Genomic DNA, 23,026 nt, shown 5'->3' with positions numbered 1-23,026 from the left:
AGGAGGGGGCCGGGTCCGGCGCGGCTAGGGTCGCCGACGTGCCCGACTCCATGCCCGACGCGCCCGCCGTCCCCGAGGTCCCCGGCGCCGAGGTGGACGTGCCGGTGCTGCTGACCTCCGCGCAGGACGCCGTCCCCGCCTATGCCCTCCCCGGCGACGCCGGGGCGGACCTCCGCACCGCCGAGGACGTCGAGCTGGCCCCGTTCCAGCGGGCGCTGGTGGGCACCGGCGTGGCCGTGGCCATCCCGGAGGGCTACGCCGGCTTCGTCCACCCGCGCTCGGGCCTGGCGCACCGGCTCGGGCTGGGCATGGTCAACGCGCCGGGCACGATCGACGCCGGCTACCGGGGCGAGATCAAGGTCAACCTGGTCAACCTCGACCCGACGACCCCGCTCGTCCTGCGGCGCGGCGACCGGGTCGCCCAGCTGGTCGTGCAGCCGGTCGTGCGCGCCCGGTTCGTCCCGGTCGGGGAACTGCCCGGCAGCGTACGAGGGGCCGCCGGCCACGGCTCGACCGGCGGGCACGCCAGCGCACGGGCGAGGGAGCTGAGCTGAGATGCCGTTCGGACGGCGACGCAACCGCATCGACCGCAGCCTGCGCGAGCGCGGGGTGCCCCCGGAGGCGCAGCACAAGGAGCGCGAGATCGAGCAGACCGTCGGCCCGTGGGACGCCGCCGACGCGCCCGACGACGGCACCCCCCGCATCGACCTGGGCTCGCTGCGGCTGCCCGCCGTCCCCGGCACCGAGCTGCGGGTCGACGTCAACGCCCAGCAGAAGGTGGTCGGCGCGACGCTGCGCCTGGGGGAGTCGCTGCTGCAGCTGTCGGCGTTCGCCGCACCGCGGGCCGCCGGCATCTGGGACGACGTCCGCGCCGACCTGGCCCGCAGCGCGTCGGGTCAGGGCGGGCGGCTCCAGGAGGTCGAGGGTCCCTTCGGTCCCGAGCTGGCGGGGTACGTGCTGGCCACCCCGCCGGGGGCGCCCGGCCAGCCGGCTCCGAGCCCGGTGCGCCGCGCAGCCCGCTTCGTCGGCGTCGACGGCCCCCGCTGGTTCCTGCGCGGCATGATCAGCGGCCCCGCGGTGGAGAGCCCGGAGGCGGCCGCTGCGCTGGAGGAGGCGTTCCGGCAGGTCGTCGTCGTCCGCGGGAGCGAGCCGATGCCGGTCCGTGAGCAGCTGCCGCTCACCCTGCCGCCCCAGGCGGCGGCGCAGCTGGCCGCCCAGCAGGCCGCCGGCGGGTCCGCGGGACGCCACCGGCCACCCTCCGGCACCGGCGGATGAGGACCACCACCACGGCCTACGGGCCGCACCCCGACCAGTTCCTCGAGCTGACCCTGCCGGCCGGCGAGGCGCCGGCTCCCGTCGTCGTCGTGCTGCACGGCGGGTTCTGGCGCGCGCCGTACGGCGTCGAGCTGGCCCGCCCGCTGGCCGCCGACCTGGCCGCCTGGGCCACCGGCCGCGCCCGGTTGCCCGACCCGGCGCCCGGCGCGCGGCCGCGGGTGCCGGTGGCCGGCGTCGACCTGCTGTGCGTGCACGGCACCGACGACGACGTCCTCCCCGCCGAGCAGAGCGCCCGCGCCGCCGCCGTCCGCGGCCGATCTACCCTGGCACCGTGACACAGATCCGTTCGGGCGGTTGGTTCGCGCGGACCCTGCACCGGCTGACCGCCGACGACTCGACCCTCGACGCGCAGGAGCTGCGTGCGGGGGCGGCCAACGCCGGCTGCGAGCCGGTCAGCGCCTGTCGCAAGGGCGACGTCGTCACCGTCACCGGGCGGCTGAAGTCCGTCGTCTACACCCCGCGGGAGACGGTGCCCACCCTGGAGGCCGAGCTGTTCGACGGCTCGGGGTCGGTCACCCTCGTCTGGCTGGGCCGGCGGCGGATCCCCGGCATCGAACCCGGCCGCACCCTCACCGCGCACGGGCGCTTCGCCGCCTTCGACGGGCGGCAGGTCATCTACAACCCCCGGTACGAGCTGAGCGCCGGGTGACGGCTGCCCCTGAGGGAGAGGGCCGGTCGCGCGCGGTCGGCGGCTCGGCGGACGAGCCGGCCGGGTCGCGCACCGTGGCCTTCGACCGGCACCTGGTGCTGGACTCGCTGGGCGGCTGGCGCGGCATGCTCGACGCGTCGCTGCCCACGGTGGCCTTCATCGTGGCCAACTCCCTCGGCGGGCTACGGGTCGGCATCTGGTCGGCGATGGGCGCCGCCGTGCTGCTCTTCGGCCTGCGCCTGGCGCGCCGGGAGAGCGTGCAGCAGGCGTTCAGCGGGCTGGTCGGCGTCGCGCTCGCGGTCGCCATCGCCGCCGCCTCCGGGCAGGCCCGCGACTTCTTCGTGCCGGGGCTCATCCGCAACGCCGTCCTCGGCGTGGTGCTGCTCGGCTCGATCCTCGTGCGCTGGCCGCTGGTCGGCGTGGTCGCCGAGTTCCTCGCGCCCAGCCACCTCGGGGCGATGGCCTCGCACTCACTACCTGGGCTGCGGCGCCGGTTCGACCGGGTGAACGCGACGCTGCACCACCGCACCACCCCGGACCCGCGCACCGGCGTCCGCCCGCCCGACCCCGAGCCCGAGCGGCACTGGCGCGACGACCCGCGGATGGTGCGTGCCTACTCCTGGCTGACGGTGCTCTGGGGCGGGGTGTTCCTGCTGCGGGTGCTCGTCCAGTACGTGCTCTACCGGGCAGACGAGGTCGAGCTGCTCGGCACCGCCTCGGTGGTGCTGGGGCTGCCGGTCACCGCCGTGGAGGTCCTGGTGACCCTGTGGGTGGTCGCCCGGCTGCACCGGCACCGGGTCCAGGACGTCGAGGGCACGACCGGCGAGGAGCCCGGCCCCGGGGAACGGCGCCCGGCCGCCTGAAGCAGCAGCAAGGACCCCCACACCCCGAGCCCTCCGCAGGCCCAGGGCACGCTGGGAGGGGCCGCGCCCGGGAGGGGGTCGGGCCGGTGGGCACCGCCTGGGGTCTACCGGGCGTGCGTGGGGGAGAGCACCCGCTGCAGCTGCTCCTCGACGTCGGCGTGGGTGACGAACAGCAGCTCGTCGCCGGCCTCGAGCGGCTCGTCGGGGCTCGGGGTGATCACCCGGTCACCGCGCAGCACGGCGGTCAGCACCGTCTCCCGCGGCAGCGGCACCTCGCGCAGCGGCTTGCCGACCCACGGGGTGTCCTCGCCGAGGGTGATCTCGACCAGGTTGGCCGCGCCCTTGCGGAAGCTGATCAGCCGGACGACGTCGCCGACGGTCACCGCCTCCTCGACCAGGGCGGCCAGCACCCGCGGGGTGGAGACGGCGACGTCGACGCCCCAGGCCTCGGTGTAGAGCCACTCGTTGCGCGGGTCCTTGACGCGGGCGACGACGCGGTTGACCGCGAACTCGGTCTTGGCCAGCAGCGAGACGACCAGGTTGGCCTTGTCGTCGCCGGTGGCCGCCACGACGACGTCGCAGGTGGCCAGCTGCGCCTCCTCGAGGGAGGAGACCTCGCACGCGTCGGCCTGCACCCACTCGGCGCCGGGCACCGCGCGGGTGCGGACCTTGCGGCCGTCCTTCTCGATGAGCATCACGGTGTGCCCGTTGTTGAGCAGCTCGCCGGCGATCGAGCGGCCGACGGCGCCGGCGCCCACGATGGCCACCCTCATCGGGGTCCCCCTCCCTCGGGGCCGTGCGCGACGACCTCGTGCACCCGCGGGCTGATCTCGTCGGTGGCGGCCACGACCAGCTGGTCGCCGTCCTGCAGCACGGTGGACGGCGTCGGCAGCTGGGCCTCGCCGTAGCGGACCAGCCAGGCGGCGCGGGCACCGGAGACCGCCTCGAGGTCGGCCAGCCGCCGGCCCACCCAGGGCTCGGTGACGGTGACGCGCATGAGCAGCACCTGCCCGGTCGGCTCGCGCCACAGCTCGCTGACCTTGACCGACAGCAGCTCGCGCAGCAGCCGGTTCACCGTCCACGGCACGGTGGCCACGCTGGGGATGCCCATCCGCTCGTAGACCTCGGCGCGCTTGGAGTCGTAGATGCGGGCCACCACGTGCTGGACGCCGAAGGTCTCGCGGGCCACCCGCGCGCTGATGATGTTGGAGTTGTCGCCGCTGCTGACCGCGGCGAACGCCCCGGCCGAGTCGATGCCGGCGTCGAGCAGGGTCTGCCGGTCGAAGCCGAGCCCGGTCACCTGGCGGCCGGTGAACTCCGGCCCCAGCCGGCGGAAGGCCTCCGGGTCCTGGTCGATGACGGCCACGCTGTGGCCGATCTCCTCGAGCCGGCGGGCGATCGCCGACCCGACGCGGCCGCAGCCCATCACGACCACGTGCACTGAGTCTCTCCCGATGGCAGGTCCGGTGCGCCGGCGCCGTCCGCCCGCGCGCTGTCCGGCCGCGAAGCTACACCCGGCCGCGGCGCGGGCCGCCGTCCGCAGCGCCGCGACTCACCCTCCGGCGGGCGGCGCGGGCGTCCTCGTCGTCCGTACCATCGCCGCCGTGCCCAGCGTGTCCGACCTCGGACAACTCCCCAAGCGCCTGGTCCTCGGCCGTCCCGTCCGCAGCGACCGAGCGGGCGAGTCCTTGCTGCCCAAGCGCCTCGCACTGCCGATCTTCGCCAGCGACGCGCTCTCCTCGGTGGCCTATGCCACGCAGGAGATCCTCATCGTCCTGACCCTCGGCGGGACGGCGTACCTCTACCTGGCCCCGTGGCTGGCCACCGCGGTCGTCCTCCTGCTGGTCACCGTGGTGCTCTCCTACCGGCAGGTGGTGCACGCCTACCCCTCGGGCGGCGGCGACTACGAGGTGGCGATGAGGAACCACGGGCAGTTCGCCGCCCTCGTGGTCGCCAGCGCGCTGCTGGTCGACTACGTGCTCACCGTCGCCGTGTCGGTGTCCTCGGGCACCGACAACATCATCTCGGCCTTCCCGTCGCTCCACGAACACCGCGTGCTCATCGCCGTCGCGATCGTCGCGGTCGTGGCGGCGGCCAACCTGCGCGGCGTCCGCGAGTCCGGCAAGGCGTTCGCCGTCCCGACGTACGCCTTCATGGCCGGCATCCTGGTCATGATCGGGACCGGGCTGCTGCGGGAGGTCGCAGGCAGCCCGATCGTCGCGGAGACCTCCCGGTACCAGATCGAGCCGGACGCCGCGCACACCGGCGTCACCGGCCTGGCCCTGCTGTTCTTCGCGCTGCGCGCCTTCGCCTCCGGGACGACCGCGCTGACCGGCATCGAGGCCGTCGCCAACGGCGTGCCCGCCTTCAAGCCCCCGAAGAGCCGCAACGCGGCGATCACCCTGTCCATGCTCGGCGCCATCGCGGCGACGATGTTCGCCGGCGTGACCGCGCTGGCCCTGCTGGCCCAGGTCCGCTACGTCGACCCGATCGACGCCTGCCGGCTGGTCGGCTTCCCCGACTGCCAGACCGCGCCGCAGCGCACGGTCATCGCCCAGCTGGCCGCGGCCACCTTCGGCGGCGACACGTCGGTGGGCTTCTTCTACGTGCAGGCCACCACGGCGCTGGTCCTGGTGCTGGCTGCCAACACCGCGTTCAACGGGTTCCCGCTGCTGGGCTCGGTGCTCGCCCAGGACCGGTTCCTGCCCCGCCAGCTGCACACCCGCGGCGACAAGCTGGTCTACAGCAACGGCATCCTGCTGCTCGCCGGCTTCGCCGCACTGCTCATCGTCGTCTTCGACGCCGACGTCACCCGGCTGATCCAGCTCTACATCATCGGGGTGTTCACCAGCTTCACCATCGGCCAGTGGGGCATGGTGCGGCACTGGAACCGGGAGCTGCGCTCCGAGACCGACCTCCTGGCCCGCCGCCGCATCCGCCGCTCGCAGGTCATCAACACCGTCGGTGGGTCGCTCACCAGCATCGTCCTCGTGATCATCGTGATCACGAAGTTCGTCCACGGCGCCTGGCTGGTCCTCCTCGCGATGCCGGTGCTGTTCGGCCTGATGAAGGCGATCAACCGGCACTACTCGAACGTCGCGCGCCAGCTGGTGCCCGACACCGACGCCCGGCTGCTGCCCAGCAAGGTGCACGCCATCGTGCTGGTCTCCAAGGTGCACAAACCGACGCTGCGCGCGCTGGCCTTCGCCCGGGCCACCCGCCCGGACCACCTGACCGCGCTGACGGTCAACGTGGACGACGCCGAGACGCGGGGGCTGCAGGCCCAGTGGGAGCGCTACGACATCCCGGTGCCGCTGACCGTGCTGGAGTCCCCGTACCGGGAGATCACCCGGCCGGTCGTCGACTTCGTCAAGCGCATCCGCCGGGACAGCCCGCGCGAGCTGGTCGTCGTCTTCGTCCCCCAGTACGTGGTGGGTCACTGGTGGGAGAACGTGCTGCACAACCAGAGCGCGCTGCGGCTGCGCGCCCGGCTGCAGTTCCAGCCCGGCGTCATGATCACCACGGTGCCGTGGCAGCTGGAGAGCTCGATCGGCCGGGACGACGACCGCGGCTCCGGGCCCGCGCCCGGCGACCTGCGTCGCGGCATCGCCGACCAGCCCGAGGCCACCCCCTATGGCTGAGCGAGGCCGGCGATGAGGGCGAGAGGCAGCCGCTGTGGCTGAGGAAGTCGAAGGACCCCGTCCTCCTCACCCCTCGCGAGCTCGGGGCGAGCCTCGGGACGGGGCCTCACCCCCACGCCTCGCAGGCTCGGCGCGGGACCCTGGAGGGGGGCCGCCTCCACCCCAGCCTCCGCGAGCTCAGGCCGGGGCCCGGGACGGGGCCGATCGGGCTCGGGGCGGTGCCCGGGAGGAGGCCGCGCCCGGCAGACGGACACGACGGCCGCAGCGGCCCGACCGCGGCGGCGGCTGGACCGGCCGGCAGTTCGAGGTCACCGTCGGCCCGGTCGCCCACGGCGGGCACTGCGTGGCCCGGCACGAGGGCCGGGTGGTGTTCGTCCGGCACGCCCTGCCCGGCGAGCGGGCCGTCGTCCGGGTCACCGAGGACCGCCAGCCCGGCTTCTGCCGCGCCGACGCCGTCACGGTGCTCGAGCCCTCTCCCGAGCGGGTGCAGCGGCCCTGCCCGCACAGCGGCCCGGGGCGCTGCGGCGGCTGCGACTGGCAGCACGCCACCCCCGCCGAGCAGCGCCGGCTGAAAGCGGCCGTCGTCCGCGAGCAGCTGGCGCGGCTGGCCGGGCTCGACGTCGAGGTGGTGGTGGAGGAGCTGCCCGGCGGGCCGCTGCGCTGGCGGACCCGGGCGCGCTTCGCCGTCGACCGCTCCGGAGCGCCCGGGCTGCGCCGGCACCGCTCGCACGACCTGGTCCTGCTCGACGACTGCCCGATCACCGTCGAGCCGGCCGCCCGCGCCGTGCTCGACCGCCGCTGGCCGGGTGCCGGGGCGGTCGACGTCGCCGTCGACTCGGTCGGCACGGTGACCACCACCCGCCTCGACCGGCGCGGCAAGCCGCAGTCGACGCGGGTGCTGCGATCCGCCCGGCCCATCCCCGGTGAGGACGCCCCCGCCGAGCCGGCCGGGCGCACCGCCCGGCACGCCGCCGGGCGGGACTGGGAGGTCGAGGGCACCGGGTTCTGGCAGGTGCACCCGGCCGCGGCCGACGCGCTGGTGGCCGCGGTGGGCGAGCACGCGGCCGTGCGGCCGGGGGAGACCGTGCTCGACCTCTACGCCGGCGCCGGCCTCTTCGGCGGCGCGCTCGCGCCCGCGGCCGGCGCGGACGGCCGGGTGGTCTGCGTGGAGGCCGACCCGGCCGCCTGCGCCGCCGCCGAGGCCAACCTGGCCGGCCTGCCGCAGGCGGAGGTGTGGCAGGGCGAGGTGGACGCCGAGGGCCTGACCGGGCTGCTCGAGGAGCTGGGCACCGCTCCCGACGTCGTCGTCCTCGACCCGCCCCGCGCCGGCGCCGGGCCCGCGGTCAGCCGGGTGCTGGCCGCCGCCGGGCCGCGCGCGGTGGTCTACGTCGCCTGCGACCCGGCGTCCCTCGCCCGCGACGTCGCGGTGTTCGGGGAGTCGGGCCACCGGTTGGCGGCGCTGCGCGGGTTCGACGCCTTCCCGATGACCAGCCACGTGGAGTGCGTCGCGCTCCTCGTCCCGGCCTGAAGGGCCCCGTTCCCCCCACCCCTCGCAGGCTCGGGGCGGTGCCCTGAACGGGGCCGGGCGGGTTTACCGGCCGCCGGGGTCGCGCTCCCGCGGCGCGGTGCCCGAGCCGGGGGCCGCGCCGTCGGAGGACGGGGTGGCCGGGGTCGTCGGGGTGGTGAGGGTCGTCGTCACGGCAGAGGTCGTGGCGGCCGAGGTGCCCGGGGCCGGCGCGGCTGATCCGGTCGGGGCCGGCGTCGGGCCGGGCCTGGGCGTCGGGCTCGGCGTCGGGCCGGGCCTGGGCGTCGGGCTCGGCGTCGGGGTCGCCGCGGCGGTCCGGGCCGCCGTCCCCGTCGGCGCCGGAGCCGGGACGCCGCCCGCGGTGGTCGCTGGTCGGGGCCCGGTCACCGGCGCGGCGGCCGCGGCCGACGACGCGGGGACCGGCGTGCCCGCCGGAGCAGGGACCGGCGTGCCGGCCGGGGTGGGCGTCGCCGGCGGGACCCCGACCGGCCCCGGCTCGGGAGACGCGTCCCCGGCCGTGGTAGCCCGCCCGGCCGCCGACCGGTCCGGGGCGAGGGTGGCCGACGCCGGGGAGTCCGCCGTGCCGGGAGCCGCGGCGACCGGAGCCTCGGGCGAGGTGCCGGCCGCGGAGGGGCCGGCGGAGAAGGCGTCGCCGATCTCGCCGGTCCGGGCGGCGTCCCCGATGCCGCTGGCGGGGACGGCGGCCGAGTGTGTCGACGTGTCGGCCGCGGGGGCCACCTGGGCGGTCCCCGACCCGGACGCCCCGCCGTCGTCCGCCGCCACCGCCCCGAGCGCAGCGGACGACCCGACGAAGGCCAGCACGCCGAGGACGGTGGCCGCGGTCCGGGAGGAGCGCCGGCTCTCGGGCCGGGCGGTGAGGCGGGTCATGCGCAGTCCCCTCGGCGCGGGTGGCGGGTGGGCGGCGCCGCGGGCCGGTGAGCCGAGCGACCGGAACTCGGCGGAGTAGACTCATAGCGCACAGTGACCGTAACCGGACGGAGGGCATGACGGAAGGGTCGGGGACCCCGACGGCCCGCCCGGCGGCGCCGGGGCGACCGGCTACCGTCGTCCTCCGTGACCACCTGGGAGTACGCCTCGGTCATCACGGCCAACGACGCCGAGACGCAGCGCGCCGGGGTGAGCGTCAAGCTCCCCGGCGGGGCGCTGGAGCGCCAGAGCGGCGACACCAGTTCGGTGCTCAACCGGCTCGGCAGCGAGGGGTGGGAACTGGTGAGCTACCACTCCAGCGGCGCCGGCACGTGGGGCTTCGAGCAGTTCTGGCTGAAGCGGCCCACCTCCTGACCGTCACCGCAGGAGGCGTCCGGCAGCTCCGCGGCGAGACGCACGACGTCGTGGCCACCGGTGCCCGCGGGTGCGCAGGTCTTGACGTACCCCGACCAACGGGCTGCGCACGTCGTCGAACACGTGTTCGGTGCGTGCGGCAGACTGGTGCGGTGGACGCGACGCTGCCGCCGGGCTGGCCGGATCCGGTACGACCGCCCGGGGCACCGGACTGGGAGCAGACCGCCGTCACCTGGCTGTTCGACCTCGTCCCGCCCGACTACCGCGCCCACGAGGTGCTGCGCCGCTACCCGGTGCTGCTGGCCCGCTTCGCGCGCGACCACGTGACCGCCGGGCTGGAGGCGGCCCGGGCGGGCTGGCGCACGGTGCGCGTGGAGCTGGTCGACGAGCTGCCGGCCGATGCGATGGAGGCCGCGATCGCCGCCTACGAGCGGGAGGGCGCTCGGCTGGCGGCCGCCGCGCGGGGGGTCGAGGTGGTGGCGGGGGCGCTGCGCGGGCAGCGGTGGGTACCGCGGCTGTAGCGGCCGCACCCGGACCCGGCTCTCGACCGGAAGAGCCGGGCGCACGCGGCTACAGTTGATCGGCGGCCGTCACGACGCCGTGCACCTGCCGCAGACAGAGAGGACGCTGCCCCCTCGTGTCGCTCCTGCGATCGCTCCGCGCCCCCGCCGACCTCAAGGCGCTCCCGGCCGACGAGCTGCCGGCACTGGCCGCCGAGATCCGCGACGCGCTGGTCACCAGCGTCGCCCGGACCGGCGGGCACCTCGGTCCCAATCTCGGCACGGTCGAGCTCACCATCGCCCTGCACCGGGTCTTCGACTCCCCGCGGGAGCCGATCGTCTTCGACACCGGCCACCAGAGCTACGTGCACAAGATGCTCACCGGCCGGGTGGAGGGCTTCTCCCGGCTGCGCCAGCGCGGCGGCCTCTCCGGCTACCCGAGCCGAGCGGAGAGCGAGCACGACTGGGTGGAGAACAGCCACGCCTCCACCGCGCTGTCCTACGCCGACGGGCTGGCCAAGGCCCTCGCCGTCCGCGGCGAGAAGCGGCCGGTGGTCGCGGTCATCGGCGACGGCGCCCTCACCGGCGGCATGGCCTGGGAGGCGCTGAACAACATCGCCGCGGCCCAGGACCGCCCGATCGTCATCGTGGTCAACGACAACGGCCGCTCCTACTCGCCGACCATCGGCGGGGTCGCCGACGCGCTGGCCACCCTGCGGCTGCGGCCCGGCTACGAGCACGCGCTGCTGCAGGTGCGCCAGGCGCTGCACCGGGCCCCGGTGGTCGGCTCGGCGCTCTACGACGCGCTGCACGCCATCAAGAAGGGCCTCAAGGACGTCCTGTCGCCGCAGGGCATGTTCGAGGACCTCGGGCTGAAGTACATCGGCCCGGTCGACGGCCATGACGTGCGGGCCGTGGAGTCGGCGCTCAAGCGGGCACGCTCGTTCGGCGGGCCGGTGATCGTGCACGCCGTCACGACCAAGGGCTTCGGCTACCCGCCGGCCGAGACCGACCAGATCGACGCCTGGCACGCGACCGGCGTGTTCGACCCCGACAGCGGCACCAGCGCCGCCGTCGCCCGGGACTGGACGGCAGCCTTCTCCGACGAGCTGGTGCGCATCGGCAGCGAGCGCTCCGACGTCGTGGCGATCACCGCGGCGATGCTGCACCCCACCGGCCTGGCCGCGTTCGCCGAGCGGTTCCCGGAGCGGACGTACGACGTGGGCATCGCCGAGCAGCACGCGCTGACCTCCGCCGCCGGCCTGGCGATGGGCGGGCTGCACCCGGTGGTCGCCGTCTACTCGACGTTCCTCAACCGGGCGTTCGACCAGCTGCTCATGGACGTCGCGCTGCACCGCCAGCCGGTGACCGTCGTCCTGGACCGGGCCGGGGTGACCGGCACCGACGGCCCCTCGCACAACGGCATGTGGGACATGTCGGTCCTCTCCGTCGTCCCCGGGCTGCAGCTGGCCGCACCGCGCGACGAACCGACCCTGCGCGAGGCGCTGCGCGAGGCGGTGGCGGTGACCGACGGGCCGACCGTCGTCCGCTTCCCGAAGGGCGCCCCGCCGGTGGACGTCCCGGCGCTGGAGCGGCGCGGGCCGGTCGACGTCCTGCGCCGCGGGGCGGCCGAGGAGGTCCTGCTGGTCGCCGTCGGGTCGATGGTGCCGGTGTGCCTGGCCGCGGCCGAGCGCGCCGCCGACCACGGCATCGAGGTCACCGTCGTCGACCCGCGCTGGGTGCTGCCGGTCCCGGCCGAGCTGGTCGACCTCGCCACCCGGCACCGGCTGGTCGTCACCGTCGAGGACGGCGGTCGCGCGGGTGGGGTCGGCGCCACGTTGACCCGGGCGCTGCAGGACCGCGGCTGCGACGTCCCGGTGCGGACCCTCGGGCTGCCGCAGGAGTTCCTCGAGCACGGCAGCGTCGGCCAGGTCCTCGCCGACGCCGGCCTCACCGAGCAGGACGTCGCCCGCCGGATCGCCGAGTGGGCCGCGGTGCTCGCCGAGCGGGCCGAGGGCAGCGTGCCGCAGGCGGTCGAGGGGGCCCCGTGAACGCCGAGATCCGGTGAGAGGACCCCGTCCCTCTCCCCCTTCGCAGGCTCAGGGCGAGCCTCCGGACGGGGCCGCGATCGCCATCATCCGGGACTCCGGGCTGCGGTACGAGGTCGGTGCCCTGGGGACGACCCCCGAGGGGGACGACGACCAGGTGTGGGCCACCCTGTGCGCCGCGCACGAGGCGATTGCTGGCCGCCGGCGCGACCAGCGGCTCTCGCACATCGAGGTCGCGTCGCTGGACCGGACGATCGAGAGCCTGACCCACGAGTTCCGCTGAACACCGGCAGCGTGTTCCGCTGACGCGGCCGGAGCCGCCCCGCGCCCGCCGGAGCCGCGGTACAGGGCGGCTCCCGGATGCAGGCCGGCTCCAGCGCGTTACGAGAGACAGCACGACGGCCGGGGGTCCCCGCGGGGGCATGGGAAGCGATACCTGCGTGGGCGCGGCCAAGACGCAGGTATCGCTTCCCATGCCCGGGGTCTCGGGGCTCAAGCCCGGTTGACCGCGTCGGTGAGCAGGTCGCAGGTGAGCTCGACCTGCCACTCGCGGGCGCCGCCGGCCCGCAGCGCCTCGGCGACCGCCTCGGCGGTGCGCGGCTCGGGCGGGCTCCACGCCAGCCGGCGCACCAGGTCGGGGGAGAGCAGGTTCTCCACCGGCAGCGTGTGCCGGGCGGCCAGCTCGGCCAGGCCGGCGCGGGCCGCTTGCAGCCGGGTGGCGGCGGCCGGGTCGCGATCGGCCCAGCGGTTCACCGGCGGCGGGCCGTCACCCGTACGGGCGTGCAGCGGCAGCTCGGACTCCGGCAGCTGGCGGCCCCGGGCCAGCGCACCGAACCAGGTGCCCACCAGCTTGCGGTTGGCCCGGCCGCGGAACACCGGCAGCTCCAGCAGCGCGCCCTCCGACCGCGGGTCGGCCTGGACGGCGGAGACCATGGCCGCGTCGGGCAGCACCCGCCCCGGGGCGACGTCGCGGCGGCGGGCCAGCTCGTCGCGGGCCTGCCACAGCGCGCGCAGCATGCCCAGCTGCCGCCGGTTGCGCAGCCCGTGCACGCCGGAGGTGCGCCGCCACGGATCGGGCTTGGGCGCCGGCGGCCCGGCGGCGAGGATCGCCGCGAACTCCTGCCGGGCCCACTCGGTCTTGCCCTGCTCCTCGAGGACGGCGGCCAGGGCGTCGCGCAGGTCGACCAGCACCTCGACGTCCAGCGCGGCGTAGACCAGCCACTCCGCGGGCAGCGGCCGGGTGCTCCAGTCGGCGGCGGAGTGCCCCTTCTGCAGCGACCAGCCCAGCAGCTGCTCGACGACCGCGCCGAGCCCGGCGCGGGGCAGGCCGGCCAGCCGCGCGGCCAGCTCGGTGTCGAAGACGCGGCTGGGGACCAGCCCGACCTCGGCCAGGCAGGGGAGGTCCTGGTTGGCCGCGTGCAGCACCCACTCGGCGTCGGTGATCGCGTCCTGGACGACCGCGAGGTCCGGCAGTGCGATCGGGTCGATCAGCCCGGTGCCCGCTCCGGCGCGGCGCAGCTGGACGAGGTAGGCCCGCTGGCCGTAGCGGTAGCCGGAGGCGCGTTCGGCGTCGACCGCGACCGGGCCGGTACCGGCCGCGAGCGCGTCGGCGTAGGCGGCCAGCGCGGGAGGGGTCTCGATGATCGGGGGCAGCCCGTCACGGGGGGCCAGGAGCGGGACCGGCTGGGGAGCGGCCGGCTCGTCGTCCGGCGTCGGGAGGGGCTCGGTGCTCAGCGCTGGTCCACCCTCTCGCCCGTCTCGTCAGCGGATGCGGCGCCGGCAGCACACAGCTCCGCGGCAGGCGACCGCAGGAGGCCGGGAGGGGCAGCCGGCGCGGGGGTGCCGGGCACCCCGGGACACCGATGTTAGAGAGTCCCGTCCGCCGGGGTGCCGGAGGGACCCAGTAGCCGGACGCCGGGCGGCGGCAGCCCGGCCGCGGTGCCCAGCACCTCGAGCCAGGCGGTGAGGTGGCGGTCGAGGCGGGGGTCCTCCGCCGTCCAGGAGGCGCGGATCTCCACGTCGACGGAGTGCTCGGGCCCGGCGAGCTCGCCGAAGCGGGTCGAGGCGGTGCGGGTGACCGTGCCGCCGATGGCGTGGTGCGTGGCGCCGGCGGCGTCCAGCGCGTCGGTCAGCCAGCTCCAGGCCACCTCGGAGAACATCGCGTCGTCCACCATGTGCCCGTCGGTGGCCGCCGAGAGGTAGCCGACGCAGCGGGTGGTGCCGGCCCAGGCCTCGTGGCCGGCCGGGTCGTGCAGCACGATGAACCGCCCGCTGGCGACCTCGACCTCCTCGTCGCCGTCGGACTCGGTCACCAGCGCGCCCACCGCGTGGGCGTGGGGCGCGAGCCGCTGCGGGGCGGGGATGTGCTCGAGGGTGATCTCGGGCCGGGCCGTGACGGCGGACAGCGCCTCGAGGGCGGCGCGGAACTCCTCGGGGACGGCGTCGCCGGTCCGGTCGCCGTGCCCGGCTCCGGCCAGGCTCGAAGGCTCCACGTTCGCAGGGTAGGACCCCGGACCGGCCCGTGCCTCCGACGCGCCGCACCGTTCTGGGAGGATCGGGTGTCGTGACCCCCGTTGGCGCGGCCGACCCCGGCTCCTCCACCCCCGCCGGTGCGACCTCCCCCGGCTCCTCCACCCCCGCCGACCCGACCGCTCCCGCCGACTCGGACCTCGTCCGGGCCGCCCGTGGCCTGCCGGTGCGCCGGACCCCCGTGTGGTTCATGCGCCAGGCCGGCCGCTCGCTGCCGGAGTACCGGGCCCTGCGCGCCGGCACCCGCATGCTGGAGGCCTGCCAGGACCCGGACCTGGTCACCGAGATCACCCTGCAGCCGGTCCGCCGGCACGGCGTCGACGCCGCGATCCTCTTCTCCGACATCGTGCTGCCGCTGGTGGTGGCCGGCGTCGACATCGAGATCAAGCCCGGCGTGGGCCCGGTGGTGGCCCAGCCGGTCCGCTCGGTCGCCGACGTCGACGCCCTGCCGGCCCTCGAGCCCGAGCGGCTGGAGTTCCTCGCCACCGCGGTGCGCTCCCTCGTCGCCGAGCTCGGTGCCACGCCGCTGATCGGCTTCGCCGGCGCGCCGTTCACCCTGGCCACCTACCTGATCGAGGGCGGGCCGTCCAAGGAGCACGCCCGCACCAAGGCGTTCATGTACGCCGAGCCGGAGGCCTGGCGCCGGCTGCTCGACCGGCTGGCGGTCTCGGCGGCGACCTTCCTGCGCGTGCAGGCGGACGCCGGTGCCTCCGCCGTGCAGCTGTTCGACTCCTGGGCCGGGGTGCTGTCGGCCGCCGACTACGCCGAGCGGGTGCTGCCGCACTCGCGAGCGGTGTTCGAGGGGCTCGGCGACCGCGACGTCCCACGCATCCACTTCGGAGTCGGCACCGGGGAGCTGCTGGCCCTGATCGGGGACGCCGGCGCCGACGTCGTGGGCGTCGACTGGCGGGTGCCGCTGGACGAGGCCGCCCGCCGGGTCGGGCCGGGCCGGTCGCTGCAGGGCAACCTCGACCCCGCCGTCCTGCTCGCCGACCGGGCGACGGTCGACCGCGAGGTGCGCCGGGTGGTCGAGCAGGGCCGGGCCGCCCGCGGGCACGTGTTCAACCTCGGCCACGGCGTGCTGCCCGAGACCGACCCGGACGTGCTCACCGCCGTCGTCGAGCTGGTCCACGAGCTGACCGCGAGATGAGGGTCGCGGTCGTCGGCGCCGGGATCACCGGCCTGGCCGCGGCGTTCGAGTGGCGCCGGTGGCGTCCGGACGACGAGGTCGTCGTCCTCGAGGCCGCCGACCGGGTCGGTGGCAAGCTGCACCGCGCCCGCCTGGCCGGGCACTGGTACGACACCGGGCCGGAGGCGGTGCTCGCCCGCGTGCCCGAGGCGGTGCAGCTGGTCGAGCGGCTCGGGCTGGCCGACCGGCTGGTCGCCCCCGCCACCACGCAGGCGCAGGTGGTGCTGCCCGACGGCCGGCACCCGCTGCCGGCCGGCACCGTCCTCGGCGTCCCCGCCTCGGCGGAGGGGCTGGACGGCGTCCTGACGCCCGGCGGCGTCGCCCGGGTGGCCGCCGAGGCCGAGCTGCCGCCGCTGACCCTCGACGGCGACCCCACCCGGGACGACGTCGCGGTCGGCGCCCTGCTGCGGGAGCGGCTCGGCGACGAGGTGGTCGACCGGCTGGTGGAGCCGCTGCTCGGGGGCGTCTACGCCGGCCGGGCCGACGAGCTGTCGCTGCAGGCCACCATGCCCGCGCTGGCCGCGCACCTGCCGGCCGCCCGCTCGGTCCTGGGGGCGGCGGCCGCCGCCCGCGACGCCGGGGCGCGCAGCCGGTTCGACGCCGACGGGCCGGTCTTCGTCACCGTCGACGAGGGGATCGGCGCGCTGCCGCAGGCCCTGGTCACCGCCTCCGGCGCCGACGTCCGGCTGCGCACCCCGGTGCACGCGCTGGCGCGCACGGCCGGCGGCTTCGAGCTGTCGGTCGGCCCGGCCGCCGCTCCGGAGACGCTGACCGCCGACGCCGTGATCGTCACCGCCCCGGCTCCGAAGGCCGCGCGGCTGCTGACCGGGGTCGCGCCGGCCGCGGTCGGGCCGCTGGCGGGCATCCCGTACGCGTCGATGGCCGTGGTCGCCATGGCCTTTCCCGCCCAGGAGGTCGACGCCGGGTCGGGCCTGCTCGTCCCGCCGGTGGCCGGCCGGCTGGTCAAGGGCGTGACCGTCTCGTCGGCGAAGTGGCCGCACCTCGCCGGGGACCACCTGTTGGTCCGCTCGTCGGTCGGCCGGTTCCGCGGCGAGCGCGAGCTGCAGCGCACCGACGAGGACCTCACCGCCGCCGTGGTGGCCGACGTCGCCGACCTGCTCGGGCTGTCCCGGCCGCAGCCGGTGGCCACCCGCGTCGTCCGCTGGGGCGGGGGGCTGCCCCAGTACCTGGTCGGTCACCCGGCGCGGGTGGCCGCGGTGCGCGCCGCGGTCGCCGAGGTGCCGGGGCTGGCGGTCGCCGGTGCGGCGTTCGGGGGTGTCGGCGTCCCGGCGTGCATCCGCGACGCGTACTCCGCGGTCGACGCGCTGCGGTGAGCCGTGGCGGAGACCACGGCCGGCCGGGCACGTCGGCCGGCATGTCGGCCGGGCCGCGGCTGTTGAGCATCCAGTGAGATCCGTGCACCACTCGAACGGCCCGATCCGATCCGACACCCGGCCCGCCCGCTGCCTGCGCCACCACGTGTGGATGGCCGCCTGCGACGACTGCCACGAGGCCCACGCCGCGCTGCTCGCCCGCGGACGATCGACCTCCCCCCGGCCCGTCGACCAGGCCGCCTGAAAGAGGGCCTCCCTGCCCCCCGACGCTCGCCGGCTCGCGGCGGGACCCTGCAGGGAGGCCGTCGTCCCCGGCCGGGAGGCGGCCCAGCCGCGGGGGACAATGGGCGCATGAGCGAGCAGACCGACCAGACCGACCAGCAGCCTCGGGAGCGCAGCACCGGCAAGCGGGCGAACGAGTTGAACGCCACCATCCGCTACACGATGTGGTCGGTGTTCCGGCTGGCCCGCCCGCTCGGCGACGACCAGCGCGCGACGACGGCCGACGAGGTGCAGGGCCTGCTCGACGAGCTGGCCGGCAAGGACGTCGTCGTCCGCGGGGTCTACGACGTCGCCGGGCTGCGGGCCGACGCCGACCTCATGGTCTGGTGGCACGCCCCGGACGCCGAGGCGCTGCAGGAGGCCTACACCCGGCTGCGCCGCACCGCGCTCGGCCGGCACCTGGAACCGGTGTGGTCGCAGCTGGCCCTGCACCGGCCGGCGGAGTTCAACCGCAGCCACATCCCGGCGTTCCTCGCCGACGAGCAGCCCCGCCGCTACGTCTGCGTGTACCCGTTCGTGCGCTCCTACGAGTGGTACCTGCTGCCCGACGAGGAGCGGCGGGCGATGCTGGCCGAGCACGGCCGGATGGCGCGCGGGTACCCCGACGTCCGGGCCAACACCGTCGCCTCGTTCGCCCTCGGCGACTACGAGTGGATGTTGGCCTTCGAGGCCGACGAGCTGCACCGCATCGTCGACCTCATGCGCGACCTGCGGGCCTCCACGGCCCGGCGGCACGTCCGCGAGGAGGTGCCCTTCTACACCGGCGTCCGCAAGCCGGTCGCCGAGCTCGTCGCCGACCTGCCGTAGCGAGCACGGCGCCCCGCCTCGTGGGAGCCGGAGGCCTCCCGGCGCGGGACGCGCGGCGGCTCAGCGCCGCCGGGGGACGGCTGCTGGCCGCGGTGGAACCCGGAGGGTCACGAAGGGAGCAGCCGGATCGACACCGAGTTGATGCAGTAGCGGTCGCCGGTGGGGGTCTGGGGGGCGTCGGCGAAGACGTGGCCGAGGTGGCTGTGGCAGGTGCCGCAGAGCACCTCGGTGCGGATCATGCCGTGGCTGCGGTCCTCGCGGAGGACGACGTTGTCGGCGGACGTCGGCTCGTAGAACGACGGCCAGCCGCAGTGCGAGTCGAACTTCGTCTCCGAGCGGAACAGCTCCGCGCCGCACGCCCGGCAGGTGTAGACGCCCTGCGTCTTGGCGTCGACGTACTCCCCGGTCCAGGGCCGCTCGGTGCCGGCCTGGCGCAGCACCCGGTACTCCTCCGGGGACAGCTGCGCCCGCCACTCCTCGTCGCTCCTGGTGACCTCGGGCTGGTTCTGCGCGGACGTCGTCATGACCCCACGGTACGGCGCGACCGCCACTCGACCCGGGTGGTGGGACACCGGGGCCCGCGGCAGAGACTGGGCAGGTGACCTCGCTCGACCTGCCCCTGCCCGACGCCTGGTTCACCCGCGACCTGCCGGTGCTGCGGGCGATCGCCCGGCTGGTGGACGAGCCCAGGTACGGCGGCGCGCCGTACCTGGGGCAGGTCGTGCCGGCCAGCGGACTGCCGAAGCCGCAGGTGGCCGCCGCGGCGCGGGCGCTGGTGTCGGCGGGGTACGTCGAGGCGCTGACCAACTACGCCGGCGACATCGTCCGCTTCACCGGCATCTCGCCCGAGGCCCGTCGGCTGGCCGGGCTCTGGCCGACGCCGCAGGGGGAGTGGGAGAGGCTGCTCGAACAGCTCACCGCCCGGGCGGAGAACGCGCCGACCGACGGAGAGCGCGGACGCTGGCGCGCCCTCGCCGACGCCGCGGCCGCCGTCGGCCCGGACGACGGCGCGCTGCTCATGTCCGCGCTGATCGGCGGGTACGTGCCGCGGGCCCGCTAGGCACGACAGCGCCCCCGTCCGGAGGGCCGGACGGGGGCGCTGTCGCCGAGCGACGGATCAGAGGGGGTGGACGTTCGCCGCCTGCGGGCCCTTCTGGCCCTGCTCGACGTCGAACGAGATCCGCTGGCCTTCGTCGAGCGAGCGATACCCGCTGGTCTGGATGGCCGAGTAGTGGACGAAGACGTCCGGTCCGCCACCGTCAGGGGTGGCGAAGCCGAACCCCTTCTCCGCGTTGAACCACTTCACTGTTCCTTCGGGCATTGCTCGCTCCTAGCTGTGGTGGTGCATCGGGGTCCTGCCAGAGCGCAGGGCCTTCCCGACGCCGACGACCATAGCGGCCGGACGGTGCGGACGAGCACGGCGGTCCGGCGCGGTCTTGCGCAGATCCTGCGGCTCCCGCACGGGAGGCCTGCGGTGCGGCTCGGAGAGTCCTGCCTGTCGGGACGGACCCGGCAGCACCCGAGGAACGGACTCCCGCCATGACCGCCACCCCCGGCCCCGCTCGTCCTGGTCGACGTCGACGACCTCGCCGAGGCCGACCTCGAGGCCGACCTGGCCGAGCGGCTCGAGGATGCGGGCGCTCCGGTGGTGCGTGCCGACGGTGCGGGCTCGGCGTCCGGGGCGGCCGAGGCGTCGGCGCTGGCCCGGGCCGTCGCGCGGGGCGGTGCGGCCGCGGTGGCGGCACACCGGCTGGGCCTCCGGGCAGCGCTCCTCGCCGAGTGAGACCGCGCCGGACGACCCGGTGTGCCGGGTCAGAGCAGCCGGCCGGGCTCCTCCGGGAAGGAGCGACCGCACGCGGCGTGCTCGCCGCCTGGAGGTGGTGTCCACGGCGCGCCCGCCGGCAGGGCCAGCGGCGCCGGCCGCCACGACGGGACGGCGATCAGCGGCTGCTCCTCCCCGTGGTGCTCGGCCAGCCGGGCCTGCTCCTCCCGCCACGCCTGCGCCGCGCGGCGCCACCGCCGACCGCCCACGTCCACCCCCACGAGGACGGCGACGCCCACGGCCACGACCAGGCAGGCGTTCGCCACCGCGGTCGCGACGTCCAGCGCGGTGAGCTGCGGCCAGCCGATCGCCTCGATCTGGGCGCCGACGATCTCGACGACGACGTAGAGGACGCCGTACACCCAGAACGAGACCCGCACCGTGCACCTCCGTCGTGGACCGCTCGCCGTCCCAACGACAGGTCCCGCGCCCGGGGACAGCCGACCGCGCCGCCCTCCACCCCGGCGGGTGAGGCCTCAGGGCTGCAGGACCTCGTTCCACGGCCGCACCGACCACTCGGCGACGACGCCGTGGACGACGAACGGGTCACCGGCGACGAACTCCTCGGCCGACTCCCGGGTGGTGAACACGCCCAACGCCTCCCCGTTCGCCGGCTCGTCGAAGGTGCCGACCATCAGCAGCACCCCGCGGTCGTGGAACTCGTGCAGCCGGGCGGCGTGCGCCGGGCCGTGCTGCCGGGCCAGGGGCAGGAAGTCCTCGACGGCGCGGTAGGTCATCACGTACTTCACGGCCGGCATCCTGGCCCCCGCCGCTGACAGGCGCGGTCGGATCACCCGTCCTCCTGGTCCGGGGTCGGCCGCGTGCACTCCTCCAGGGGCTGTTGGGCGTTGTGCGAGTGAGATCCAGCGCGCCATTCGCCGGCCAGATGAGGTCACGCGCGAGGTCCTCCTGCCGTTGGTCGCCACACTCGAGCCCGAGACGGCCCGCAAGATGGACGCGCGCGAGGAGGCTCCCAGCCCGGGGGAGCTGGCGGACTGGCTGTGCTCACGAGCACCCGCGTCGCTGACGGCCGGCCAGCTGCTGGCCGCTGCGGCGGACGGGCTCGACGCCGCCCGCAACCTCCTGCGCATCTCGCTCAGCGACCTCAACGAGGGCATCCGCTCGATACCCACGTCAAGGACCGCGACCTCAACGGCCTCGTCCCCGACCCGGGGTGGCGCCGGAGTGCGGCCGCCCCAGTTCCACGGACTGGAACGGCGCCGTATGCCAGTCGCCCGGTCACCGGTGAGGGTGGGAACACACCCCCGGCAACCCATGAGGACACGATGACCCGATTGACCGTTCCACCGGACGTCGCGCGAAGCAGGAGCTCGGCCGCGACCGCAGCCGTCGAGCGCCTCGAGCGGGCCGCGCGCACACGCGTGCCCTGCGAGGCGGTGCGCGACCTCATCGGCGCCGACGACATCGAACTCGCCTACGACGTGCAGCGGCAGCTCACCGAGCGGCGGCTGGCCGAGGGCGGCCGCGTCGTCGGCCGGAAGATCGGCCTCACCTCCCCGGCGGTGCAGCGCCAGCTGGGCGTGGACCGCCCCGACTTCGGCGTGCTGTTCGCCGACATGGACGTCAGCGACCTCCCCGAAGTGCCCTCGGAGCGGCTGCTGCAGCCCAAGACCGAGGCCGAGGTCGCCTTCGTCCTGCGCGAGGACCTCACCGACGGACCGCTGGACGTGGCGCAGGTGCGCGCGGCGGTGGCGTACGCGACCGCGGCGCTGGAGATCGTGGACAGCCGGATCGCCGGGTGGGACATCACCTTCGGCGACACCGTCGCCGACAACGCCTCCAGCGGCCTGTTCGTGCTCGGCGAGCGGCGCCTGACGCTGGCGGAGTTCGAGCCGGTCGACGTCCCGATGACCCTGCAGCTCGACGGCGAGCAGGTGTCCAGCGGCAGCGGCGCGGCCTGCCTGGGCGACCCGCTGATCGCGCTGTCCTGGCTGGCCCGCACCGCTGCCGAGCTCGGCGACCCGCTCCGCGCCGGGCAGGTGGTGCTCTCCGGCGCCCTCGGCCCGATGGTCGCCACCCCGCCCGGGTCGAGCGTCTCCGCCGACCTCGGCCCGCTGGGCACCGTGTCCGCCACCTTCTCCAGGAAGGACCGCTCATGAGCAGGACCAAGGTCGCGATCATCGGATCGGGCAACATCGGCACCGACCTGATGATCAAGGTCATCCGCTACTCCGACGTCCTCGAGATGGGGGCCATGGTCGGGATCGACCCGGCGTCCGACGGCCTGGCCCGCGCCCGGCGGATGGAGGTCCCGACGACGGCCGACGGCGTCGACGGGCTCATCGCCATGGACGGCTTCGACGACATCGAGATCGTCTTCGACGCCACCTCGGCCAAGGCGCACATCGCCAACGCCGGCAAGCTCGCACCGCACGGCAAGAGGCTGGTCGACCTCACCCCGGCGGCGATCGGCCCCTACGTGGTGCCGCCGGTGAACCTCGACCAGCACCTCGCCGAGGACGCCACCGACGTGAACATGGTGACCTGCGGCGGCCAGGCGACCATCCCGATGGTGGCCGCGATCGCGCGGATCACCCCGGTGCCCTACGCCGAGATCGTCGCCTCCATCGCGTCGAGGTCGGCCGGCCCGGGGACGCGGGCCAACATCGACGAGTTCACCGAGACCACCGCGCACGCGATCGAGGCGGTCGGCGGCGCCGGCCGGGGCAAGGCGATCATCGTGCTCAACCCCGCCGAGCCGCCGCTGATCATGCGGGACACGGTGCTGTGCCTGATCGGCGACGCCGACCACGACGCGATCCGCGCCTCGGTCGCGGAGATGGCGGAGGCGGTCGCCGAGTACGTGCCGGGCTATCGCCTCAAGCAGCAGGTGCAGTTCACGCCGGTCCCGGACGGCGAACCGGTGCACACCCTGCTGCCCGAGGGCGCCGGACCGGTGACCACCAAGGTGACGGTGTTCCTCGAGGTGGAGGGCGCCGCGCACTACCTGCCCGCCTACGCGGGCAACCTGGACATCATGACCTCGGCGGCCCTGCGGGTCGGCGAGAGCCTCGCCACGAATCCTGCCCGGCGCGTCCCGGCGGAGGTGACCGCGTGAGAAGCCCTGTGTCAAGCCGCCTGCCGTTGATCTTGGTTGAGGATGCGTTGCAGGGCGTTGTGTCGGGCGGGGTCGTAGGCTTCGCCGGCTTGCCAGCAGTGCCAGATCACGTAGAGCCAGG

General features: G+C 75.7%; 28 protein-coding genes. 20 read left to right on the top strand and 8 right to left on the bottom strand.

Annotation, left to right across the window (positions count from 1 at the left end):
- Nucleotides 1-38: 38 nt before the first annotated feature.
- From dut to DQ238_RS00110, 5 genes are read left to right on the top strand one after another with little or no spacing between them, the layout of a single operon-like run.
- Nucleotides 39-554, top strand: a complete 516-nt coding sequence (dut, locus tag DQ238_RS00130) for a dUTP diphosphatase (protein WP_233495593.1) — start codon at nt 39-41, stop codon at nt 552-554.
- A gap of 1 nt (nt 555) precedes the next feature.
- A complete protein-coding gene (locus DQ238_RS00125; RefSeq protein ID WP_113779287.1) occupies nt 556-1,275 on the top strand; it encodes a DUF3710 domain-containing protein in 720 nt (239 codons plus the stop codon).
- Nucleotides 1,272-1,610, top strand: coding sequence for a hypothetical protein (locus DQ238_RS00120; protein ID WP_233495592.1), 339 nt, complete (start codon nt 1,272-1,274; stop codon nt 1,608-1,610). The genes DQ238_RS00125 and DQ238_RS00120 overlap by 4 nt, the downstream gene beginning before the upstream one ends.
- Nucleotides 1,607-1,984 carry an OB-fold nucleic acid binding domain-containing protein gene (locus tag DQ238_RS00115; RefSeq protein ID WP_113779286.1) on the top strand — a complete coding sequence of 126 codons (378 nt, stop codon included), beginning with the start codon at nt 1,607-1,609 and terminating at the stop codon, nt 1,982-1,984. The genes DQ238_RS00120 and DQ238_RS00115 overlap by 4 nt, the downstream gene beginning before the upstream one ends.
- Nucleotides 1,981-2,847 (top strand): DUF3159 domain-containing protein, encoded by an 867-nt coding sequence (locus DQ238_RS00110; protein ID WP_233495590.1) that lies wholly within the window; start codon nt 1,981-1,983, stop codon nt 2,845-2,847. The genes DQ238_RS00115 and DQ238_RS00110 overlap by 4 nt, the downstream gene beginning before the upstream one ends.
- Before the next feature lie 104 nt (nt 2,848-2,951).
- Here DQ238_RS00110 and DQ238_RS00105 read toward each other — a convergent pair whose 3' ends face one another.
- Together DQ238_RS00105 and DQ238_RS00100 are read right to left on the bottom strand one after the other, a co-directional pair.
- A complete protein-coding gene (locus DQ238_RS00105) occupies nt 2,952-3,620 on the bottom strand; it encodes a TrkA family potassium uptake protein (protein WP_113779285.1) in 669 nt (222 codons plus the stop codon).
- Entirely contained in the window at nt 3,617-4,288 is a 672-nt protein-coding gene (locus DQ238_RS00100) for a TrkA family potassium uptake protein (RefSeq protein ID WP_113779284.1), read from the bottom strand. The genes DQ238_RS00105 and DQ238_RS00100 overlap by 4 nt, the downstream gene beginning before the upstream one ends.
- A 163-nt stretch (nt 4,289-4,451) precedes the next feature.
- On the opposite strand from DQ238_RS00100, the gene DQ238_RS00095 reads away from it, so the two are divergent.
- The 7 genes from DQ238_RS00095 to DQ238_RS00065 all read left to right on the top strand — a co-directional run bounded on the left by DQ238_RS00095 (nt 4,452) and on the right by DQ238_RS00065 (nt 12,146).
- A complete protein-coding gene (locus DQ238_RS00095; RefSeq protein ID WP_113779609.1) occupies nt 4,452-6,488 on the top strand; it encodes an APC family permease in 2,037 nt (678 codons plus the stop codon).
- Between the two features lie 34 nt (nt 6,489-6,522).
- Complete coding sequence (locus DQ238_RS00090) at nt 6,523-8,016, top strand: class I SAM-dependent RNA methyltransferase (RefSeq protein ID WP_255417989.1); 1,494 nt, start codon at nt 6,523-6,525, stop codon at nt 8,014-8,016.
- Nucleotides 8,017-8,113: 97 nt separating this feature from the next.
- A complete protein-coding gene (locus DQ238_RS22600) occupies nt 8,114-8,980 on the top strand; it encodes a hypothetical protein (RefSeq protein ID WP_158550661.1) in 867 nt (288 codons plus the stop codon).
- 107 nt (nt 8,981-9,087) lie between these two features.
- Nucleotides 9,088-9,315, top strand: coding sequence for a DUF4177 domain-containing protein (locus DQ238_RS00080; protein WP_113779282.1), 228 nt, complete (start codon nt 9,088-9,090; stop codon nt 9,313-9,315).
- A gap of 152 nt (nt 9,316-9,467) precedes the next feature.
- Nucleotides 9,468-9,836: a hypothetical protein gene (locus DQ238_RS00075; RefSeq protein WP_113779281.1), complete on the top strand. Its 369-nt coding sequence runs from the start codon at nt 9,468-9,470 to the stop codon at nt 9,834-9,836.
- A 116-nt stretch (nt 9,837-9,952) separates the two neighbouring features.
- Nucleotides 9,953-11,866, top strand: a complete 1,914-nt coding sequence (gene dxs, locus DQ238_RS00070; RefSeq protein WP_113779280.1) for a 1-deoxy-D-xylulose-5-phosphate synthase — start codon at nt 9,953-9,955, stop codon at nt 11,864-11,866.
- A gap of 13 nt (nt 11,867-11,879) precedes the next feature.
- Nucleotides 11,880-12,146, top strand: coding sequence for a thiamine-binding protein (locus tag DQ238_RS00065; RefSeq protein WP_113779279.1), 267 nt, complete (start codon nt 11,880-11,882; stop codon nt 12,144-12,146).
- 209 nt (nt 12,147-12,355) lie between these two features.
- On the opposite strand, the gene DQ238_RS00060 is transcribed toward DQ238_RS00065, so the two are convergent.
- Nucleotides 12,356-13,504, bottom strand: coding sequence for a ribonuclease D (locus tag DQ238_RS00060; RefSeq protein ID WP_255417997.1), 1,149 nt, complete (start codon nt 13,502-13,504; stop codon nt 12,356-12,358).
- 224 nt (nt 13,505-13,728) lie between these two features.
- Entirely contained in the window at nt 13,729-14,355 is a 627-nt protein-coding gene (locus DQ238_RS00055; protein WP_113779277.1) for a DUF3000 domain-containing protein, read from the bottom strand.
- Nucleotides 14,356-14,426: 71 nt separating this feature from the next.
- Here DQ238_RS00055 and hemE point away from each other — a divergent pair, with 71 nt between their 5' ends.
- The 4 genes from hemE (at nt 14,427) to hemQ (ending at nt 18,004) form a co-directional block, all read left to right on the top strand.
- Nucleotides 14,427-15,542 carry a uroporphyrinogen decarboxylase gene (gene hemE, locus DQ238_RS00050; protein ID WP_113779276.1) on the top strand — a complete coding sequence of 372 codons (1,116 nt, stop codon included), beginning with the start codon at nt 14,427-14,429 and terminating at the stop codon, nt 15,540-15,542.
- Nucleotides 15,539-16,915 (top strand): protoporphyrinogen oxidase, encoded by a 1,377-nt coding sequence (gene hemG, locus DQ238_RS00045; protein WP_113779275.1) that lies wholly within the window; start codon nt 15,539-15,541, stop codon nt 16,913-16,915. The genes hemE and hemG overlap by 4 nt, the downstream gene beginning before the upstream one ends.
- 82 nt (nt 16,916-16,997) lie before the next feature.
- On the top strand, nt 16,998-17,159 hold the full coding sequence (locus tag DQ238_RS22595) for a hypothetical protein (protein ID WP_158550660.1): 162 nt from the start codon (nt 16,998-17,000) through the stop codon (nt 17,157-17,159).
- A 107-nt stretch (nt 17,160-17,266) separates the two neighbouring features.
- Nucleotides 17,267-18,004 (top strand): hydrogen peroxide-dependent heme synthase, encoded by a 738-nt coding sequence (hemQ, locus tag DQ238_RS00040; RefSeq protein ID WP_113779274.1) that lies wholly within the window; start codon nt 17,267-17,269, stop codon nt 18,002-18,004.
- A 107-nt stretch (nt 18,005-18,111) separates the two neighbouring features.
- On the opposite strand, the gene msrB is transcribed toward hemQ, so the two are convergent.
- The gene (gene msrB, locus DQ238_RS00035; protein ID WP_113779273.1) at nt 18,112-18,528 is read right to left on the bottom strand and encodes a peptide-methionine (R)-S-oxide reductase MsrB; all 417 of its coding nucleotides are present in this window, start codon (nt 18,526-18,528) and stop codon (nt 18,112-18,114) included.
- A 74-nt stretch (nt 18,529-18,602) separates the two neighbouring features.
- Here msrB and DQ238_RS00030 point away from each other — a divergent pair, with 74 nt between their 5' ends.
- Nucleotides 18,603-19,064 carry a hypothetical protein gene (locus DQ238_RS00030; protein ID WP_233495586.1) on the top strand — a complete coding sequence of 154 codons (462 nt, stop codon included), beginning with the start codon at nt 18,603-18,605 and terminating at the stop codon, nt 19,062-19,064.
- Nucleotides 19,065-19,121: 57 nt separating this feature from the next.
- Here the strand turns inward: DQ238_RS00030 and DQ238_RS00025 are convergent, their stop codons facing one another.
- Nucleotides 19,122-19,325, bottom strand: coding sequence for a cold-shock protein (locus tag DQ238_RS00025; protein WP_113779272.1), 204 nt, complete (start codon nt 19,323-19,325; stop codon nt 19,122-19,124).
- Between the two features lie 324 nt (nt 19,326-19,649).
- Here DQ238_RS00025 and DQ238_RS22590 point away from each other — a divergent pair, with 324 nt between their 5' ends.
- Entirely contained in the window at nt 19,650-19,787 is a 138-nt protein-coding gene (locus DQ238_RS22590; protein WP_158550659.1) for a hypothetical protein, read from the top strand.
- 29 nt (nt 19,788-19,816) lie between these two features.
- On the opposite strand, the gene DQ238_RS00020 is transcribed toward DQ238_RS22590, so the two are convergent.
- Together DQ238_RS00020 and DQ238_RS00015 are read right to left on the bottom strand one after the other, a co-directional pair.
- Nucleotides 19,817-20,206, bottom strand: a complete 390-nt coding sequence (locus DQ238_RS00020) for a hypothetical protein (RefSeq protein WP_113779271.1) — start codon at nt 20,204-20,206, stop codon at nt 19,817-19,819.
- A gap of 96 nt (nt 20,207-20,302) precedes the next feature.
- Nucleotides 20,303-20,584 carry a YciI family protein gene (locus DQ238_RS00015; RefSeq protein ID WP_233495631.1) on the bottom strand — a complete coding sequence of 94 codons (282 nt, stop codon included), beginning with the start codon at nt 20,582-20,584 and terminating at the stop codon, nt 20,303-20,305.
- A gap of 639 nt (nt 20,585-21,223) precedes the next feature.
- Between DQ238_RS00015 and DQ238_RS00010 the strand changes: the two genes are divergently transcribed.
- Both DQ238_RS00010 and DQ238_RS00005 read left to right on the top strand, forming a co-directional pair.
- Entirely contained in the window at nt 21,224-21,946 is a 723-nt protein-coding gene (locus DQ238_RS00010; protein ID WP_199506035.1) for a 2-keto-4-pentenoate hydratase, read from the top strand.
- Nucleotides 21,943-22,905, top strand: a complete 963-nt coding sequence (locus DQ238_RS00005) for an acetaldehyde dehydrogenase (acetylating) (RefSeq protein WP_113779269.1) — start codon at nt 21,943-21,945, stop codon at nt 22,903-22,905. Before DQ238_RS00010 ends, DQ238_RS00005 begins: the two co-directional genes overlap by 4 nt.
- Nucleotides 22,906-23,026: the final 121 nt, after the last annotated feature.

This window comes from Geodermatophilus sp. TF02-6, assembly GCF_003319115.1.
Lineage (GTDB): Bacteria > Actinomycetota > Actinomycetes > Mycobacteriales > Geodermatophilaceae > Geodermatophilus.
The sequence above is the reverse complement of the archived record's forward strand: the minus strand, read 5'-3'. Positions and strand labels throughout refer to the sequence as shown.

Bases quoted from the DNA above. Each gene is read 5' to 3' on its own strand.
- DQ238_RS00125 (WP_113779287.1), top strand. From the start codon at position 556: ATGCCGTTCGGACGGCGACGCAACCGCATCGACCGCAGCCTGCGCGAG.
- DQ238_RS00120 (WP_233495592.1), top strand. From the start codon at position 1,272: ATGAGGACCACCACCACGGCCTACGGGCCGCACCCCGACCAGTTCCTC.
- DQ238_RS00105 (WP_113779285.1), bottom strand. From the start codon at position 3,620: ATGAGGGTGGCCATCGTGGGCGCCGGCGCCGTCGGCCGCTCGATCGCC.
- hemG (WP_113779275.1), top strand. From the start codon at position 15,539: ATGAGGGTCGCGGTCGTCGGCGCCGGGATCACCGGCCTGGCCGCGGCG.
- hemQ (WP_113779274.1), top strand. From the start codon at position 17,267: ATGAGCGAGCAGACCGACCAGACCGACCAGCAGCCTCGGGAGCGCAGC.
- msrB (WP_113779273.1), bottom strand. From the start codon at position 18,528: ATGACGACGTCCGCGCAGAACCAGCCCGAGGTCACCAGGAGCGACGAG.
- DQ238_RS00025 (WP_113779272.1), bottom strand. From the start codon at position 19,325: ATGCCCGAAGGAACAGTGAAGTGGTTCAACGCGGAGAAGGGGTTCGGC.
- DQ238_RS00015 (WP_233495631.1), bottom strand. From the start codon at position 20,584: ATGCCGGCCGTGAAGTACGTGATGACCTACCGCGCCGTCGAGGACTTC.
- DQ238_RS00005 (WP_113779269.1), top strand. From the start codon at position 21,943: ATGAGCAGGACCAAGGTCGCGATCATCGGATCGGGCAACATCGGCACC.